General features: G+C 73.1%; 14 protein-coding genes. 10 read left to right on the top strand and 4 right to left on the bottom strand.

The window, feature by feature from the left end; all coding sequences use genetic code 11:
* Positions 1-147: 147 nt before the first annotated feature.
* The 3 genes from ACFWIC_RS34125 to ACFWIC_RS34115 are packed head-to-tail and all read left to right on the top strand — an operon-like array spanning position 148 to position 3,777.
* Positions 148-2,004 (top strand): diacylglycerol kinase family protein, encoded by a 1,857-nt coding sequence (locus ACFWIC_RS34125; protein ID WP_380520788.1) that lies wholly within the window; start codon positions 148-150, stop codon positions 2,002-2,004.
* A complete protein-coding gene (locus ACFWIC_RS34120) occupies positions 2,004-2,963 on the top strand; it encodes a YihY/virulence factor BrkB family protein (RefSeq protein ID WP_329950603.1) in 960 nt (319 codons plus the stop codon). Before ACFWIC_RS34125 ends, ACFWIC_RS34120 begins: the two co-directional genes overlap by 1 nt.
* Positions 2,964-2,973: 10 nt before the next feature.
* Positions 2,974-3,777, top strand: a complete 804-nt coding sequence (locus tag ACFWIC_RS34115) for a phosphatase PAP2 family protein (RefSeq protein WP_380357885.1) — start codon at positions 2,974-2,976, stop codon at positions 3,775-3,777.
* A gap of 179 nt (positions 3,778-3,956) precedes the next feature.
* Here ACFWIC_RS34115 and ACFWIC_RS34110 read toward each other — a convergent pair whose 3' ends face one another.
* Positions 3,957-5,210, bottom strand: coding sequence for a tetratricopeptide repeat protein (locus ACFWIC_RS34110; RefSeq protein ID WP_380520787.1), 1,254 nt, complete (start codon positions 5,208-5,210; stop codon positions 3,957-3,959).
* Between the two features lie 35 nt (positions 5,211-5,245).
* Positions 5,246-5,392, bottom strand: a complete 147-nt coding sequence (locus tag ACFWIC_RS34105) for a hypothetical protein (RefSeq protein ID WP_380520786.1) — start codon at positions 5,390-5,392, stop codon at positions 5,246-5,248.
* Between the two features lie 239 nt (positions 5,393-5,631).
* On the opposite strand from ACFWIC_RS34105, the gene ACFWIC_RS34100 reads away from it, so the two are divergent.
* The gene (locus tag ACFWIC_RS34100; protein ID WP_329877591.1) at positions 5,632-6,279 is read left to right on the top strand and encodes a hypothetical protein; all 648 of its coding nucleotides are present in this window, start codon (positions 5,632-5,634) and stop codon (positions 6,277-6,279) included.
* A gap of 180 nt (positions 6,280-6,459) precedes the next feature.
* On the opposite strand, the gene ACFWIC_RS34095 is transcribed toward ACFWIC_RS34100, so the two are convergent.
* The gene (locus ACFWIC_RS34095) at positions 6,460-6,999 is read right to left on the bottom strand and encodes an OsmC family protein (RefSeq protein ID WP_329877590.1); all 540 of its coding nucleotides are present in this window, start codon (positions 6,997-6,999) and stop codon (positions 6,460-6,462) included.
* Between the two features lie 966 nt (positions 7,000-7,965).
* On the opposite strand from ACFWIC_RS34095, the gene ACFWIC_RS34090 reads away from it, so the two are divergent.
* The 6 genes from ACFWIC_RS34090 (at position 7,966) to ACFWIC_RS34065 (ending at position 13,813) form a co-directional block, all read left to right on the top strand.
* Entirely contained in the window at positions 7,966-10,050 is a 2,085-nt protein-coding gene (locus ACFWIC_RS34090; RefSeq protein WP_380520785.1) for a transglycosylase domain-containing protein, read from the top strand.
* A gap of 77 nt (positions 10,051-10,127) precedes the next feature.
* Positions 10,128-10,271, top strand: a complete 144-nt coding sequence (locus ACFWIC_RS34085) for a hypothetical protein (RefSeq protein ID WP_329950682.1) — start codon at positions 10,128-10,130, stop codon at positions 10,269-10,271.
* 156 nt (positions 10,272-10,427) lie between these two features.
* Complete coding sequence (locus tag ACFWIC_RS34080) at positions 10,428-10,574, top strand: hypothetical protein (protein ID WP_329883230.1); 147 nt, start codon at positions 10,428-10,430, stop codon at positions 10,572-10,574.
* A gap of 124 nt (positions 10,575-10,698) precedes the next feature.
* Complete coding sequence (locus ACFWIC_RS34075; protein WP_329950688.1) at positions 10,699-11,961, top strand: hypothetical protein; 1,263 nt, start codon at positions 10,699-10,701, stop codon at positions 11,959-11,961.
* On the top strand, positions 11,958-12,470 hold the full coding sequence (locus tag ACFWIC_RS34070; RefSeq protein ID WP_329883231.1) for a hypothetical protein: 513 nt from the start codon (positions 11,958-11,960) through the stop codon (positions 12,468-12,470). The genes ACFWIC_RS34075 and ACFWIC_RS34070 overlap by 4 nt, the downstream gene beginning before the upstream one ends.
* The gene (locus ACFWIC_RS34065) at positions 12,467-13,813 is read left to right on the top strand and encodes an MFS transporter (RefSeq protein ID WP_380520784.1); all 1,347 of its coding nucleotides are present in this window, start codon (positions 12,467-12,469) and stop codon (positions 13,811-13,813) included. The genes ACFWIC_RS34070 and ACFWIC_RS34065 overlap by 4 nt, the downstream gene beginning before the upstream one ends.
* A gap of 268 nt (positions 13,814-14,081) precedes the next feature.
* Here the strand turns inward: ACFWIC_RS34065 and ACFWIC_RS34060 are convergent, their stop codons facing one another.
* Positions 14,082-15,149 carry an AI-2E family transporter gene (locus ACFWIC_RS34060; protein ID WP_380520783.1) on the bottom strand — a complete coding sequence of 356 codons (1,068 nt, stop codon included), beginning with the start codon at positions 15,147-15,149 and terminating at the stop codon, positions 14,082-14,084.
* Positions 15,150-15,346 lie beyond the last annotated feature (197 nt).

The following is a 15,346-nucleotide window of genomic DNA, read 5'->3' as shown; positions in this document are numbered from 1 at the left end:
CCCGATGCACCGGGCCTGACCCGCCGGGCCTGACCCGCCGGGCCTGACGCGCCGGGCCTGACGCGCCGGGCCTGACGCACCGGGCCCTGCTCCGCCCGGGGCCGGCCGGGAACGCGTGAAGCGGCCGGTTCGGGGCACACGGCCCGCATGATGACACCAGGGGGCATACGCTCCGTCAGGCGGATCGTCCTGGCACTGCCGGCCCAGACCGTCGTGCTGGTGCTGGCCGGACTCCTCGTCACGCATCCGCCGTTCGGCCTCTGGGACCAGCGGGAGCCGACGGTCGTGACCTGGCTGGCGGAGCACCGGAACCCGTCGCTCGACCGGGCCTCCGGGTGGGTCTCGGCGATCGGCTTCACCCCCGCCATCGTCGCCGCGACCGCCGCGGTGATGCTGGCGCTCGTGCTCGCGGGGCGGCCGCGCCGGTGGCGGGAGGCGCTGTTCGTCGGCGGCGCGGTCCTCGCCCAGGCCGTCGTCTTCGTGACGGCGGCGGCGATGGTGGGCCGCTCCCGGCCCGACGTGGTCCGACTGGACGGGGCCCTGGCCACCTCCAGTTTCCCGTCCGGGCACGTGGGCGCCGCGACGGCCCTGTACGGAGCGCTGGCGGTGCTCGCGCTGCGGTCGGCGAAGGGCCGGCGCCGGTACCTCCCGGTCGTCGCGCTGCTCTGCCTGGTGCCGCTGCTGGTCGCGGCGAGTCGGCTCTACCGGGGGATGCACCACCCGACGGACGTGGTGGCCGGGCTGCTGAACGGCGCCGTCGCCCTCTGGATCCTGAGCACGCTCCTGCGGCCCGAACGGCGCCCCGCGGCACGGCGGGCCGTGCCGTCCACGCAGGCCGCGCCCGGCTCGGCCACCGCGGGCGCGGCCGCCGGGAGCCGGGAAGCCGCCGGCCCCGCAGGCCGACGCGCGATGGTGGTGTCCAACCCCGTGGTGACCGATCCCGCCGTTCTCGACGACGTCCTCGCGGTGCTCGCGGCGCACGGGTACCGGGAGCCCCGGGTCGCCGAGACCGACCCCGACGACCTCGGGCGGTCGGCCGCCGCCCGGGCGGTCGCGGACGGCTTCCCGCTGCTGGTCGTCTGCGGCGGCGACGGCACCGTGACCGCCTGCGCCCAGGCCCTCGCCGGGACCCGGACCGCGCTGGCCGTCGTCCCGTGCGGCACCGGCAACCTGCTCGCCCGCAACCTCGGCCTGCCGACCTCGCCGGCCCGGGCGCTGGCCGCCGCGCTCGACGGCGCACCGCGCCGCATCGACCTGGCCCTGGCGGAGGGCGACGGCATCGAACCGACCCTCGTCGGGGCGATGGCCGGGATCGGCCTGGACGCCGCCGTCATGGCGGACACCGGGCGCGGCCTCAAGCGCCGCCTCGGCTGGGCCGCCTACCTGGTGGGGATCGCCCGGCACCTCGGGGACCGGCGGATGCGGCTCGCCGTCACGCTCGACGACGGCGCCACCTTCCACCGCCGCGCCGCCATGGCCGTCGTGGGCAACGTCGGCTCGCTCCAGGGCGGCGTGCGCCTGCTGCCGCAGGCCGAACCGGACGACGGTGTGCTCGACCTGGTCCTGTTCCAGCCCCGGGGGCTCGCCGGCTGGTGCACGGCGACGCTCCGGCTGGTGACCGGTCGGCACGGCCGGCAGGAGCAGGACCCGCGGCGCGGCGGGACCGGGCAGGCCGACCGGGACGCGCAACCCACGCAGGCAGAGCGCCCCGCGCGCGGGAACGGGAGCAGCCTGGAACACTTCCGTGGCCGCCGGATCACGCTCGTCACGGAGCACGGAAGCCCGCGCGAGCTGGACGGCGAGCCGGTGGGCGACGGCCGGCGGCTGCGCCTGACCGTGCGGCCGGGCGCGCTGCTGGTGCACGCCCCGGTCCCCGCGGGCGAGCGTCCCGGCCGGAGGCGGGCCACCGTGCCCCCGCCGCGCCCGGCGGCGGAGCCGACGGGACCCTCTCCGGCGGGACCACCGACCGACGCGGGTCCCCGGACCGTCGGGGCGGCGGGCTGATGGGCACCGCGAGGAGGGTACGGGGCCGGGGCGGCGACCTCTCCGCCGACGAGGCGGTCGCGACCCTGCGGGAGCACGGCCGCTGGCCGCTCTTCCGCGACGCCGTGGTCCGCTTCCGGTACGCCGACGGGTTCAGTCACGCCCGCGCCCTGGCCTTCCAGACCGTCCTGGCCGTCGTCCCGTTCGCCATCGCCGTCATCGGCCTCTCCGAGGTCATGCACACCGAGCGGATCGGGATGGTCGCCGAGCTCACCATCGAACGGCTGACCGCCGGGCCGAGCGCGGACATGGTCCGCGACGTGCTGGACCGCAGCCGGACGCGGGCCGGCTCGGGCGGCACGGTCGCACTCTGGTTCGGCCTGGTGTTCTCGATGGTCAACCTGGTCACGGCGATGAGCCAGATCGAACGCGGCGCCAATCGCATCTACGGCATCGAGCGGGACCGCCCCGCCCACCGCAAGTACGGCCGGGGCCTGGTGATGGCCGTCCTGGCGGGACTCCCGATGGGAGCGGGCCTCGTCGTCCTGGTCGCGGGCCCGGAGATCGCCGCCTCCGTGGCCGACGTCTACCGGCCGAACAGCGTCTTCGTGACCGTCTGGTCGGTGCTCCACCGGCCCCTGGGGTTCAGCCTGGCCCTGCTCTCCTCCGTCGTGATCTTCCGGCGCGCGCCGCGGCGCAAGCAGCCCGGCTACAGCTGGCTCGCCTTCGGCGCCGCCGTCCACCTGGTGCTCTGGCTGGCGGCGACCTGGCTGCTCCGCACCTACCTGAAGATCAGCGGGTCCTTCGACGCCGTGTACGGGCCGCTCAGCGCGGGCGTCTCGCTGCTCGTCTGGGCCTACCTCACGGCGATCGCGCTGCTCCTCGGCATCTCGTTCGCCGCCCAGCTGGAGGCGGACCGGGCCGGCCGGCGCTCGCCGATCGAGCCGGATCCGGGGCCTGACCAGCCCGAACGTGGGTAGCCGTCGAAGGATGAACACCGATTCCCGATCCCTCCGCCGGCGCCCCCCGCGCCGACCGCTGCGCGCCGCCGACCGCCGCTTCGGCCGGCGACTGCTGGCCGCCGCCGGCGCGTTCACGCTCGCCTCGGTACCGGCCGGCGTCCTGCTGGTGCTGATCGAGGCACGCTGGACGCCGCTGGCCGAGCTCGACCGCGGCGCCGCCGACCGCCTGCACACCGCCGTCCTCGGGCACCCCGCGCTGCTGTCCGTGATCCGCGTGCTGAGCGACCGCGTGTGGGACCCGGTCACGCTGCGCCTGCTGGTCGCGGCGGCCGTGGGCTGGCTGCTGTACCGGCGAGCGTGGAGGCTGGCCGCGTGGGCCGCCGCCACGGAGACCGCGGCAGGACTCACCGGATTCCTGGTCAAGGCGGCCGTCGGCCGGGTCCGCCCGAGCCTGCCCGACCCGGTGGCCCTGGCACCCGGATACTCCTTCCCCTCCGGGCACGCGATGACGGCCGCCGTCTCCTGCGCGGTCCTGCTGCTCGTCCTGGAACCGGTGGTACCGAGGACGCTGCGGCCGGCCGCCTGGGCCGTGGCCGCGGTGTCCGTGCTCGGCGTGGGCTTCACCCGCGTCGCGCTGGGCGTGCACTGGGCCAGTGACGTGCTCGGCGGCTGGCTGCTCGGGGCGGGGCTGGTCGTGGCGACGGCGTGGGCGTTCGACGCGTGGCGGCTGGAGACCGGCCGCGGCGTGCCGCCGGTGACGGACGGTCTGGAGCCGGAGCTCGCGACGGCGGGACCGGAAGGGCCGGAGGAGTCGGCCCCCGCCGGGCGGTGAGCGCCCCGCGTGCCCGGTGACGGCACCGGCCCGGCGCCGGGTGCTCAACCGAACCCGGCGCCGTCACGCCCAGGCAGCGGCTGTCCGCCGTGACCCTCCGTGGGAGCGCCCGCAGCTTCAGCGCCGGTTCAGCAACCCGGGCGCGTACGACGCGCTGGTGTTCTGGCGGTTCGACCGCGTCATCCGGTCCATGGGACACCTGTACGCCCTGGAGCGGCCGAGCGCCTGGCCACATCACGCGCACGGAATCCGAAGCTGATGAGGACCACGCGCTCTCCGGCGCCGAGTGGCGTCCTTCCGTGTGGGGTGATCGCCCCATCGAACACAACGCACTCGCCCGCTGCGAGATCGCACGCACGGTAACCGTCAGCGCCGATGAAGACGGTGGCGCTCACGGTGAGAGCTGCGGCGGAACGCTCGTGCTTGAGACACAGGATCAGGTTGGCCTCACCGAACCCGAACTCGTCAACGTGGAAGTCGAGGAACTGGCCCTCCTCCAGATAGGCGATATAGACGCCGTTGTGCGGCTGCTCGACCTCCAGTCCGGTGGACTCCGTGACGACCGCAGCGAGATCGACTTGCCCGGCGAAGCGGTTCGCTGCGTCGCCCACGGCCGCGTTCCACTTGCCGTTGTGAAGGTAGCCGTTGGCAGTCAGGGCCGCCTCGGCCTCCTGTGCCATAGCGGTGATCAGCTCAGCCGGGAACAGCTGGTCGCGCAGGTGTCGCGGGTGCCCCCGCTGATGCGCGGTCAGCCCGCGTACGGCGCCCCGGATGGCGGGGAAGTCCTCTGCCCACCGGTCCGGGGTACGGGCCGTGGTGTGGGACCGGAGCCACGAGGTCCACTGACCGCTCCACTGGCGAGGCGCAGTGTCGCCCGCCCCCGGCGCGGCCGCGTGGTCGATCAGCAGTTCCACCCGCGAGAGTGCTGCCTGTGTGGACCCGATCAGCTCGGTGTCACCCTTGGCGATCCGCAGCCGCAGCGCTTCCCGGAGATGGGCCTCGGCGCCTGCGAGATCGCCGCGCTCCATCAGGTACTTACCGGTGTGCTGGAGCGCGAAGTCCACCAGTTCCGGGTGTTGGCTCCGCGCGGTGCCCAGGGCGCTGCGGTAAAGCGCCTCCGCTGCCCGCATGTCACCGGCGTAGCGGTGGGCGTCGCCGAGGTTGAGGCTGGTGGCGACGACCGCTCGGGTGTTGCCGCTCGCTGCGGCCAAGTCGAGCGACTGCCGCAGGAACGTCAGGGCCGCCTCGTGTTGGCCCAAACACATCTGCCCGACGCCGATCCACCGGGTGAGGGCCCGGGTGCGGACGGGATCGGCCTCCTCGGGCAAAGCCCGTAGATCGTCCTGAAGTCGGCCAACCGCAGTGGCCAACTTGCCCCGGTCCGTCGGGACCATTCGCAGGCCGGCGTCCTGTGTGATGAGGTGCTGGAGCACCGGACCCTCCTCGTTCGGTTCTGCTCAGGGTGGCACTACAGGTGGTCGGTCTGCTGGCGCAGATCGGCCAGCAACTCCACCCCGTGCGGGGTGAAGTGCACACTCAGGAGTTCGAGTTCGCGCATGAGGTAGCGGGCAGCGGGCAGGCCCTCGTCGTAGGCGGACTGGAAGCGCGCGCGCATCCCCCCAGGGGGTTGCGGGTGGATCGGCAGAACTTCCTCCGTGCCTCCCACCGCCCCGGGCCGAACCCGAGGTGACCGCCGCTCAGACTTTCACGACCCACCCGCCCCCGGGCGAGAAGCGTCGGGCGGACCCGGCCTGCGCGTCGCTGGTCCTGTTGTGAACGAAGCCGATGCCGGAACGAGACCGCCGACCTCCCGACCGGCCGGTGGTCGTCCGGCGCGCACTAGGCTGCGTGCCCATGGGACTTTCGATATCGGTCGGCCTCCTCCACGACCAGGCGCGCAACGACCCCGAGGGGCTCGACTACCACCGGCGCGCCTTCGCCCGCCTCGGCCGGGCGCTCGCGGCGCAGGGAGTCGACTGGCATGAGCCGCCGATCGCCGGCCCGCCGCACTCCCCCACCTTCTCCGGCGGCTTCCCGTACGGCTACCTGACCCAGCTGCGCCGCATCGTGGTGCTCGTCGGGCGCGGTGAGCCCGTCACGCCCGCCGCGTCGATCGGCGAGCAGGAGTGGGACCGCGACTGCGAGAAGATCCAGGACGAGACGTCGATGTTCTCGTCCCACCTGCTCTGTCACGCCGACAACGCGGGCTACTACGTGCCGGTCGACTTCGCCGACCCGCTCTTCCTCCCTCCCGAGGCGGAGGTCGCGGGCGCCGGGATGGTCGGCTCCGCCCAGCGTCTCCTCGCGGAGCTCTCGGCCGTCGCGCCTGCCCTCGGCATCGGCGTCGACGCCGGGGGCCTCGCCCTCGGCCCGCAGGAGACCGGGCCGGCCGGGAGGGACGCGGCCGACGAACCGTTCGAATCGGAGCGCTTCGCCTGGCACCAGCTCCACCGGGCGTGCCTGGCGAGTGTCACCGGCGGCTACGCCGTCGTGTTCCACTGAGTTCGTTCCGCCGAGCTCCGGGGAGACATGCACGCTCCCCGGACACGTCGCCACGAGGGCGTCGGCCGCGGAGCCCGGTCGGCCGGCACCCGCTACCAGGTTCGCCGGGGCCTGCGTAGGCGGCCCCGCCCCGGCCGCGCGCTCACGCGGCCGGGGTGGGGAAGGCGGAGGAGAAGGGGCTCAGGCCGGGCGGACCGTGACGGTGTGCTGGGAACGGACCAGTTGCAGCATCGGGCACCGCGCGTCCGCGGCGGCCAGCAGCTCCGCCAACTCCTCGGGCGAGGCGGCTCCCCGCAGCTCCACCACCGCCGTCAGGTCGTACGGCACGGCGGGCGCCTCGGTCGGCACACCGAAGAACCGGGCATCGTTGTTGCGCGCGTTCACCCGGACCTCGGCCCGGTCGAGCGAGACGTCCGACAGTGCCGCGATGCACAGGACGGTGTGCGTCAGGCAGGTGCTGATCACCGCGCAGAGCAGTTCCGGAGAGGACGGGCCGAGGCCGAAGCCGCCGATGTCGGGGCCGCCGTCACCGACGAACGACCAGTCCCCCACCCGGACCTTGCGGACCCCGGTCGCGTCGTCGGCCACGCAGACCGCGCCGATCTCCTCGTCCCAGTCCGAACTCTCGGGCCGCCGGCGGGCGGCGTCGCGCATCGCCGCGCCCTTGTCACGCAGGTGCTCGGCCAGGCCCGGCCGCCGCGCTGCAGGTATGTGCGTCATGGCCGGTAGCGTACGGGCCGCAGCCGGCGGACCCGACCAAGGTCCACCGGACGGCGTGCAGTTGGGCGACCGCCTCACCCGCTGCGGGACGCGCCCACCGCCGGCCCCCGACACCGCGACAAACCCGGCGACACGGGGCACGGGGCCGGGGCACGGGGCACGGGGCACGGGGCACGCCGGGTTGCCCCTTCGGGCGGTTCCGGCCCGGATTCGGGGCGCTCTGGCGACGCGCCGTTGACCCGGCACCGGCGGGGCGGCAGGGTGACTGTGCGGTCCGGACGGCCGACCCTGCGCGCAAGAGCGCCGCATACGGCCCCGAGCAGGCTCTGCGGACGTCCGGTCATTCGTCGACGAATCGACGATCACCGACGATCCGGGCGAATTCGACCGCACCGCCGGGTACGCGAGCCATGACGAATACGGCTACTCCCGAACGCCCCTAACCCGGTCCGGTGACGAGCGGAGTGCCCCAGCGCCCCGGAAGGTGACGGGGCACCCGGGACGGCCTCCGAAACTTCCGGACGTGCGCAACCTTTCACCCCGCCCACGGCATCTAGTGGGTATCAGGGTCACGGGACGAGAGGGGCACGCAAGGCGAAGCCACGGGGGCGCACGGGCGGAGGAGGAGTCGGCGGGCAACCCGCCGACGACGGCCGCCTCCACTGAATCCTTTCGGCTCCGCACCACGGGCTGGGGCCTGTCGAATTCCTTGCAGGAATCCTGAATTTCCCTTTCACGGCCATTTAGTGCGCATACGATTTGATATGGGTAAGTCGAATCCGATACCTGTTACAGAGCCGTGACAGCCGTGCACGGTGAATTGTTCGATCAGCGAGGGACCGCGGCTAGTATTCCCGCATGGCATCGAACCTCCCTCCGATATGGAATTCCCCCGACGGCGAAGCCCCCCTCCGGCCTCGCAGTTCTCCGCTTCGGCTGGCCCGCCACGGTGCGACCTTCCTCGGCGTGAGCGTCGTGTCCGGGGCACTGCTCGCCGGCCTCGCCCTGCCCGCCGCCGGGGCGCTCGGGCTGACCGCGAAGGACACGGCGGAGGGCTTCGACGACATCCCCGACGACTTCGACACCCCTCCGCTCTCCCAGGTCACCCAGATCTTCGATGCCAAGGGCGGGCTGATCGCCAAGGTGTACGAGCGCGACCGCACCGTCCTCGCCGCCGACCAGATGTCGCCGTACATGCGGCAGGCCCAGGTCGACATCGAGGACGCCCGCTTCTACGAGCACGGCGCCGTCGACCTCAAGGGCGTGCTCCGCGCGATCAGCAAGAACGCGGAGAGCGGCACCGCCTCCCAGGGCGCCTCGACGCTGACCCAGCAGTACGTGAAGAACGTCAACGTCGAACTGGCCGGCGACGACCAGGCCGCCGTCAAGGAGGCGCAGCGCAAGACCCTGGGCCGCAAGATCCAGGAGCTGAAGATCTCGATCAAGCTGGAGGAGGACCTGACCAAGGACCAGATCCTCACCGACTACCTCAACATCACGTACTACGGCAACTCCGCCTACGGTGTGGAGGCCGCCGCCCAGCGGTACTTCAGCAAGAGCAACAAGGACCTGACGATCGCCGAGGCCGCCACCCTGGCCGGCCTGGTGCAGAACCCGTCGGCCTACGACCCGAAGCTGCACCCGCAGGCCGCGCAGATCCGGCGCGACGTGGTGATCGACAAGATGGTCGAGAACAAGCACATCACCGCGGACCAGGCCAAGGAGGCCAAGGCCGCCCCGCTGGGCCTCCAGTTCAAGACCCCGCAGAACGGCTGCATCACCGCCCAGGCCGGCATGGGCTTCTTCTGCGACTACATCAAGCACGTGGTCAAGCAGGACCCGGCCTTCGGCAAGAACGCCGCCGACCGGAAGAAGGTCTGGGACCAGGGCGGCCTGAACATCCACACCACCCTCGACCCGGACAAGCAGGCCGCCGCCCAGGCCGCGGTGAGCAACAACGTGCGGGTCACCGACACCGTCTCGGCCGCCGCCACCATGGTCGAGCCCGGCACCGGCAAGATCCTCGCCATGGCCCAGACCCGGCCGTACGGCCTGGACACGAAGAAGAACCAGACCGTCGTCAACCTCAACGTCGACGCGGCGATGGGCGGCGGCAACGGCTTCCAGCCCGGGTCCACGTTCAAGCCCGTCGTCGCAGCGGCGGGGCTGGAGGCGGGGCTGTCCTCGACGCAGGAGTACTCCTCCCCGAACAAGCTCGACTACCCGACGATGAAGACGTGCGAGGGGACCTGGAAGAACACCGCCCGGCCCAAGGCGGTGGTGCCCAACGAGTCCGCGAACGAGAAGGGCCCCTACCAGCTGAAGAAGGCGATGGCGCTGTCCATCAACACCTACTTCGTGCAGATGGAGGAGGAGATCGGACTCTGCCGCGTCAAGCAGATGGCCGACAAGCTCGGCATCACCGGCCGGGCCAGCGGCCAGCCCCTGGAGGAGGTTCCCGCGATGGGCCTGGGCGTCGGGGAGGTGAGCCCGCTGACCATGGCGAACGTCTACGCCACGTTCGCCGCCCAGGGCAAGCACTGCACCCCGATCTCGATCAACAAGATCACCACGGTGGACGGCAAGGACGTCCTCGTCCCGGTCGGCGCCTGCGAGCAGGTGTTCTCCGAGACGACGGCGCAGATCCTGAACACCATCCTGAACGGCGTGACCGCGGACGGAACCGGCGCGGCCCTCAACCTGGAGGGCGACCGGCCGATCGCCGGCAAGACCGGCACCTCGGACCACAAGAAGGCCGCCTGGTTCAGCGGTTACACCCCGCAGCTCGCCACCGCCGTCTGGCTCGGCGGCCCCAACGGCGGTGTCGAGATGCGGGACATCACCATCAACGGCAAGCACCGCATCGAGGTGTTCGGCGCCGACGGCCCCGGGCCGATCTGGCGCGACGCCATGAACCTGGCCCTGCGGGGCGCGCCCAAGCAGTCCCTGCAGATGGTCGACATCCCCGACCCGGCGCCCAAGCCCGACCCGAGCGCCACCGAGACCCCCTCGGGCCCGCCGTCCACCAGCCCGCCGGCCACGCGGCGCTGACAACGGCGATCTCCGCGGCGGCGCCGCCGACAGGTCCGTTCGAGGGCGTCGCCCTCGACGCGCTGGGCAACGAGGCCGTGCGCGCCTGCGTCGGCCAGGCCGTCCGGGAACACCTCGGCCGGTGGCTGGAGGAGCACCCGGAACGGGCCGCAGCCGTCATCGGCCGCATCGTCCGGAGCGCCCGCCGGGACCGACCGGCGACCGACCGGCGACCGACCTGACGGGCAGGATCCCGGCCGCGCCGACGAGTATCGGCCAGTCGAACCCGAACGATGTCCAATTACCTTGCATTGACACTGCCTTGACCATCATTTTAATGTCGGCACGGCGGCGTCGGTCGACGCCGCCGGCTACCCCGACACACCTCGGAGGTCCGAATGGAACAGCTCATCAAGAAGATGACCCAGGACGACAAGTGGAAGGGCTGGGTCGCCGCCAACTCCGCGCAGAACGCCAAGGACGGCTGCATCAGCGTGGCCAAGTCCGGCTGCATCAGCGTCGCGAAGTCCGGCTGTATCTCCTGACGCACCACCCGCACGACGTGGGCCGGGCCGGCGCACCGCGCCGGCCCGGCCTCCGCCCGCAGACCCACGCCGGCACGTCACGGCAGCGGGCCGCCGATGCTCCGCGTACTCACCGGAGGTGACAGTGAACGGCCAGCCGACCGCCGAGGTGGTCGACCGGATCAGGGACATTCCGATCTACCGGGCCTCGATCGAACAGGGCCACTTCCCCATTCTGGAGAAGCCCGAGATTGCGCGCGGATTCCCGGACAACTGGATGACTCCGGCCCTCGCCGCCGCGCTCGAAGCCGGCCAGGCGGAGTTCGTACTCTCCACGGGCACGAATCACGCCAGAATGCAGATCATCCGCCCGCCGTACTTCCTGCTGAACTCCTACTACCGGCTGTGGAGCGAGCACCCCGAAATCGCCGCGACCTGGGAGCAGGGCTGCCGACGGGTCTCCCTCACCACCGTCCTGGCCACCGAGCACGTCGCCCGGGTCAACGCCAGGAAGCGGGGGGAGGACCCGGCCCCCGAGCCGGCCCTGAGCGACCGGTGGCTCGACGACCGCACCGTCTACCTCAACCTCCGCCTGGACCCGGCCCGGTGGCAGCGGGCGGACGTCGAACGGATGCTCGGGGAGATCGAGGAGGCGCGGCTGGCCCACCCGGAGGGCCGCTACCACCTCGACTGCTCCGGCTACCACCTCGCCCACCTGGTGCGGAAGGCCGTCGAGTGGGGCCTGTGGGAGAGGTTCCCGCAGCCGGCCAGCATCGTCCACGCCTACGAGTACACCCCGGTGAACGTGGTCCGGTACCTGCGGGCACACTTCGACTGCCCGATCGTGGACCTGTTCGGCAGCACCGAGCTCGGCTACCTGTACTACAGCGACCGGACCGGCCGGTACCGCCCGTACCTCGACCGGATGAGCGTCGAACTCCTCCCGGTCGCCCCGGGCAGCGAGATCTACAGCCTCATCGTGACGAGCGTGCGGAACCCGTACATGCCGCTGGTCCGCTACCGCTCGGGGGACTGCGTCCGCACGCTGGACGGCAGCCCGGACCCGGACCGCATCGCCCGGTTCTGCGGCCGGGAGAAGGAGCTCCTCGCCTCCCCCCACGGGCCGGTCGCGCAGGGCGACCTCGACGACCTCGTCGGCGGCGTCGCGCCCCGGATCTTCCTGCACCGCCTGCACGTGGGCGGCCCCGACGACGAGGCCGTGCTGCGCTGCACCACCTTCGACGGCTCCCCTCTCGACCCGGCCGAGGCCGAGGCCCTGGCCGACGGCGTCCGGCGGCTCACCGGACGGCGATGTCACGTCGAGCACCGAGAGCACCTGCCGATCGGCAAGTCGGGCAAGTACGCCTGGCTCGCGACGGACGGCCGACCAGCGGACGGAGAAGCATGACCACCCAGGCCCACGTCTCGGCCGACGACCTCAAGGCCCTGCTCGGCGACGTCCTGCACGCCGAGGCGGTCGCGTACACGGCCGACCGGACCGGCGTGACCCCGGCCGAGGCCGAGCGCCAGGTCACCGAGTGCCTGCGCTACCTCTACCTCGTCTCCCGCTACCGCGAGGAGCTCGCCGGACTCTTCCTCCCCGTCGAGCAGGACATCGACGAGATCTGGCACTACCTCATCCTGCAGACCCGCGAGTACCGGGTCCTGTGCGAGGAGCGCCTGCCGGGCGGGTTCTTCATCAACCACCGCAGCATCGCCTACGAGGCGTACCAGGAGGAGCCCGGCCGGGAGCGGGCGGCCGAGGAGGCGCTGCGCTGGATCCCCCTGTACTGCCGGGAGTTCGGCCCCTTCGACGAGGGGACGCCGGCCCACTGGACCATCGTCCGCTACCTGCACGAGGACATGGAGATGTCGCTGGAGGAGATCTCGGCGCTCCGCCCGCTGGCGTCCGCATGACGCTCCCGTCCTCGGCCTCCTCCTCCGCCTCCTCGCCGACCGTCGCGGATTCCGGCCGTCCGCCCGAACACCCGGCCCAGCGGCGGGTCCTGACCGTCCTGGTGATCTCCCAGGTGGTCAGCGGCGCCGGGCTCACCGCGGGCATCGTGGTGGGTGCGCTGCTCGCCGAGGAGATGCTCGGGTCGACCGGGCTGGCCGGCATCCCGAGCGCCCTGTTCACCGGCGGGTCCATGCTCGGAGCGCTGGGTATCGGCCGCCTCTGCCAGCGCCGGGGGAGGCGGCCGGGGCTCGGTCTCGGCTACGCGGTCGGCGCCCTGGGCAGCATCGGCGTGGTGGCGGCGGTGGCCGCCGACAACGTGCCGCTGCTGCTCGTCTCGCTCCTGGTCTACGGCGCCGGCACCGCCACCAATCTGCTCGCCCGGTACGCGGGCGCCGACCTCGCCTCGCCGGACCGTCGCGGCCGGGCCCTGAGCCGGGTCCTGCTCGCCGCGACGCTCGGCGCGGTCGCCGGCCCCAACCTGGTGACCGTCACCGGCGACGTGGCGCAGGCCTGGGGGATCCCGCGCCTGGCCGGCCCGTTCCTGCTGGCCGCCTTCGGGTACGCGGCGGCCGCCGCCGTCCTGGGCACGCTGCTGCGGCCCGACCCGCTCCACCTGGCACGCGCACAGGCGGCGGAGCGCGAGAACGCGGCGGCGCGGGAGAACGCGCGGACGGCGAAGGAGCCGGACGGGAGTGGTGCGGTCGCCACCGAGGACCGGACGGCACGCGGGCCCGGCGTCGCGACCGGACTGTGGGTCATGCTGCTCGGCCAGGTGGTCAAGGTCGCCATCATGACGATGACGCCCGTCCACCTGGCCGCCCACGGGCACGGCACCGGCGCGACCGGGCTCGTCATCTCGCTGCACATCGGCGCCATGTTCCTGCCGTCCCCGCTCAGCGGCATGCTCGTCGACCGCCTGGGCGCGCTGCCGGTCGCCGCCGCCTCCGGCGTCACCCTCTGCGCGGCCGCCGTCCTCGCGGGCGTGGCGCCGACGGACTCGGTGGCCGTCCTGGCCGGGGCGCTGGTCCTGGCCGGGGTGGCCTGGAACCTCGGTCTGGTCAGCGGCACGGCCATCGTCACCGCGGCCGTGCCGCCCACGAGGAGCGCCTCCACCCAAGGGCTGGTCGACGTCGGCCTGGCGGTCGCGGGCAGCACCGGCGGGCTGCTCTCCGGTCTGGTCGTCACGGCCGGCGGTTACAGCACGCTGGCACTGGGCGGCGCCGTCGTCGCCCTCCTGGTCCTCCCCGTGGCCGCCCGGGCGGCCCGCGACACCCGGGCCGCCCGGACCGTCCACGCCGGGTAGTGGCCCGCCGCGCACCGGCGGCGGGCCACCGGAGCCACCGCACGAACGGGGCGCGGTTCTGCACGGTCATCGCCACCCTGATCGCCTCGACCGACCCTGAACCGAAAGATCTTCGGCGCCCGTCGGTGAGAGGTGGTCAGTTGGGGCGGTGAGAACCGCAAGATTTGCTGCCACGCACCACGCACCACGCACGCCCGGCGGCGCGGTGCCCCGGCCGAGGTCCGGAGCCGCGGCTCCGGACCGGCAACCGGACCGCGGTTCCGGGCCGTCAGGGCGCGCGCTGCGCCACCGGATGCGGGCGGCGCAGCTCCGCGTAGACCGACCAGACCACCGAGACCACGGGGACGGCGACGACGGCGCCGATCACCCCCGCCGCGATACTGCCCGCGAGCACCGAGACGGCGACCACCACCGGGTGCAGGCTGACCGCCCGGCTCATGACCAGGGGATGGAGCAGATGCCCCTCGATCTGACCGATCACCACGATCAGCAGCAGCACCACAACGGCGGTCACCGGCCCACGCGCGGCCAGGGCCACGAGGGAGGCGACCAGCATCGCGATCGGCGAGCCGACCAATGGGACGAAGGAGGCGAGGAACTCCAGCACGGTCAGCGGCAGGGCGAGCGGCACGTCCAGGAGGAACAGCGAGGCGCCGACCATGGCGGCGTTGCTCGCGGCGACGACGAAGATGCCCCGGGTGTAGCCGGCGAAGGTCCGCCAGGCCGCCCGGCCGCCCCGGTCGAGGCGGTCTGCCGCGGCGGACGGCAGCTGGGCGGACGTCCACCGCCACATCCGCTCGCCGGAGTGCAGGAAGAACACCGACATGAACAGGGCGAGCGCAGCACCCGTGGCCAGCTCGATCGCCCGGTGGGCGCCGCTGACGGCCGTGCTGATCAGGGTCGAACGGTGGCGGGCCGCGAAGTCGGAGACCTTGTGTTCGAGGTCGTCGAAGGCCGTCGGACCGAGGTGCAGGGGTCGCCCCTGCAGCAGCTTCTCCAGCCGGTCCAGACCGCCCTGGAACTCCCGGGTCAGGCGGGCCATGTCGTTCGCCACCGTCTCCCCGATCAGCGCGAGCAGGCCGACGGGCACCAGGAGCGCCACCGCCAGGCCGACCAGCACGGCGAGCGGGCGCGGAACGGCACGGGCGGCCAGGTCGACCAGCGGCCGGACCACCGAAGTGATCACCAGCGCGAGGAAGGCGGCGAGCGTGATCAGGTGGAACCGGCCCAGCACCGTCAGCACCAGGTACGCGGCCACCGCGACGACGAGCAGCCGCCACGCGTAGTCCGACAGGCGGCGCAGCCCCCGGCCCGCGCCCCCGCCGCCGTCCGCCACGGGGGTCGGCCGACGGGGCCCGGGACGTCTCACCGGCATGCCGCACCGCCGACGGCCGCACGCCGGAGGCGGGCCCCGGGCCCGAAGGCGCCGACGGCGACCGCCCGGTCCTCGGGGGGCGCCCGGGGGCCGTCACCGCCCCCGGGGCGCGCGGGGCGCAGGGCACAGTGGGTGCCGGCACAACGGGGTGTGGTAGA

This window comes from Kitasatospora sp. NPDC127035 (genome assembly GCF_042726075.1).
GTDB lineage: Bacteria > Actinomycetota > Actinomycetes > Streptomycetales > Streptomycetaceae > Kitasatospora.
This window is presented reverse-complemented; position numbering and strand designations above follow the sequence as displayed.

Coding starts and splice junctions, on each gene's coding strand:
- ACFWIC_RS34125 (WP_380520788.1), top strand. CDS start 148: ATGATGACACCAGGGGGCATACGCTCCGTCAGGCGGATCGTCCTGGCA.
- ACFWIC_RS34120 (WP_329950603.1), top strand. CDS start 2,004: ATGGGCACCGCGAGGAGGGTACGGGGCCGGGGCGGCGACCTCTCCGCC.
- ACFWIC_RS34115 (WP_380357885.1), top strand. CDS start 2,974: ATGAACACCGATTCCCGATCCCTCCGCCGGCGCCCCCCGCGCCGACCG.
- ACFWIC_RS34105 (WP_380520786.1), bottom strand. CDS start 5,392: ATGCGCGCGCGCTTCCAGTCCGCCTACGACGAGGGCCTGCCCGCTGCC.
- ACFWIC_RS34100 (WP_329877591.1), top strand. CDS start 5,632: ATGGGACTTTCGATATCGGTCGGCCTCCTCCACGACCAGGCGCGCAAC.
- ACFWIC_RS34095 (WP_329877590.1), bottom strand. CDS start 6,999: ATGACGCACATACCTGCAGCGCGGCGGCCGGGCCTGGCCGAGCACCTG.
- ACFWIC_RS34080 (WP_329883230.1), top strand. CDS start 10,428: ATGGAACAGCTCATCAAGAAGATGACCCAGGACGACAAGTGGAAGGGC.
- ACFWIC_RS34070 (WP_329883231.1), top strand. CDS start 11,958: ATGACCACCCAGGCCCACGTCTCGGCCGACGACCTCAAGGCCCTGCTC.
- ACFWIC_RS34065 (WP_380520784.1), top strand. CDS start 12,467: ATGACGCTCCCGTCCTCGGCCTCCTCCTCCGCCTCCTCGCCGACCGTC.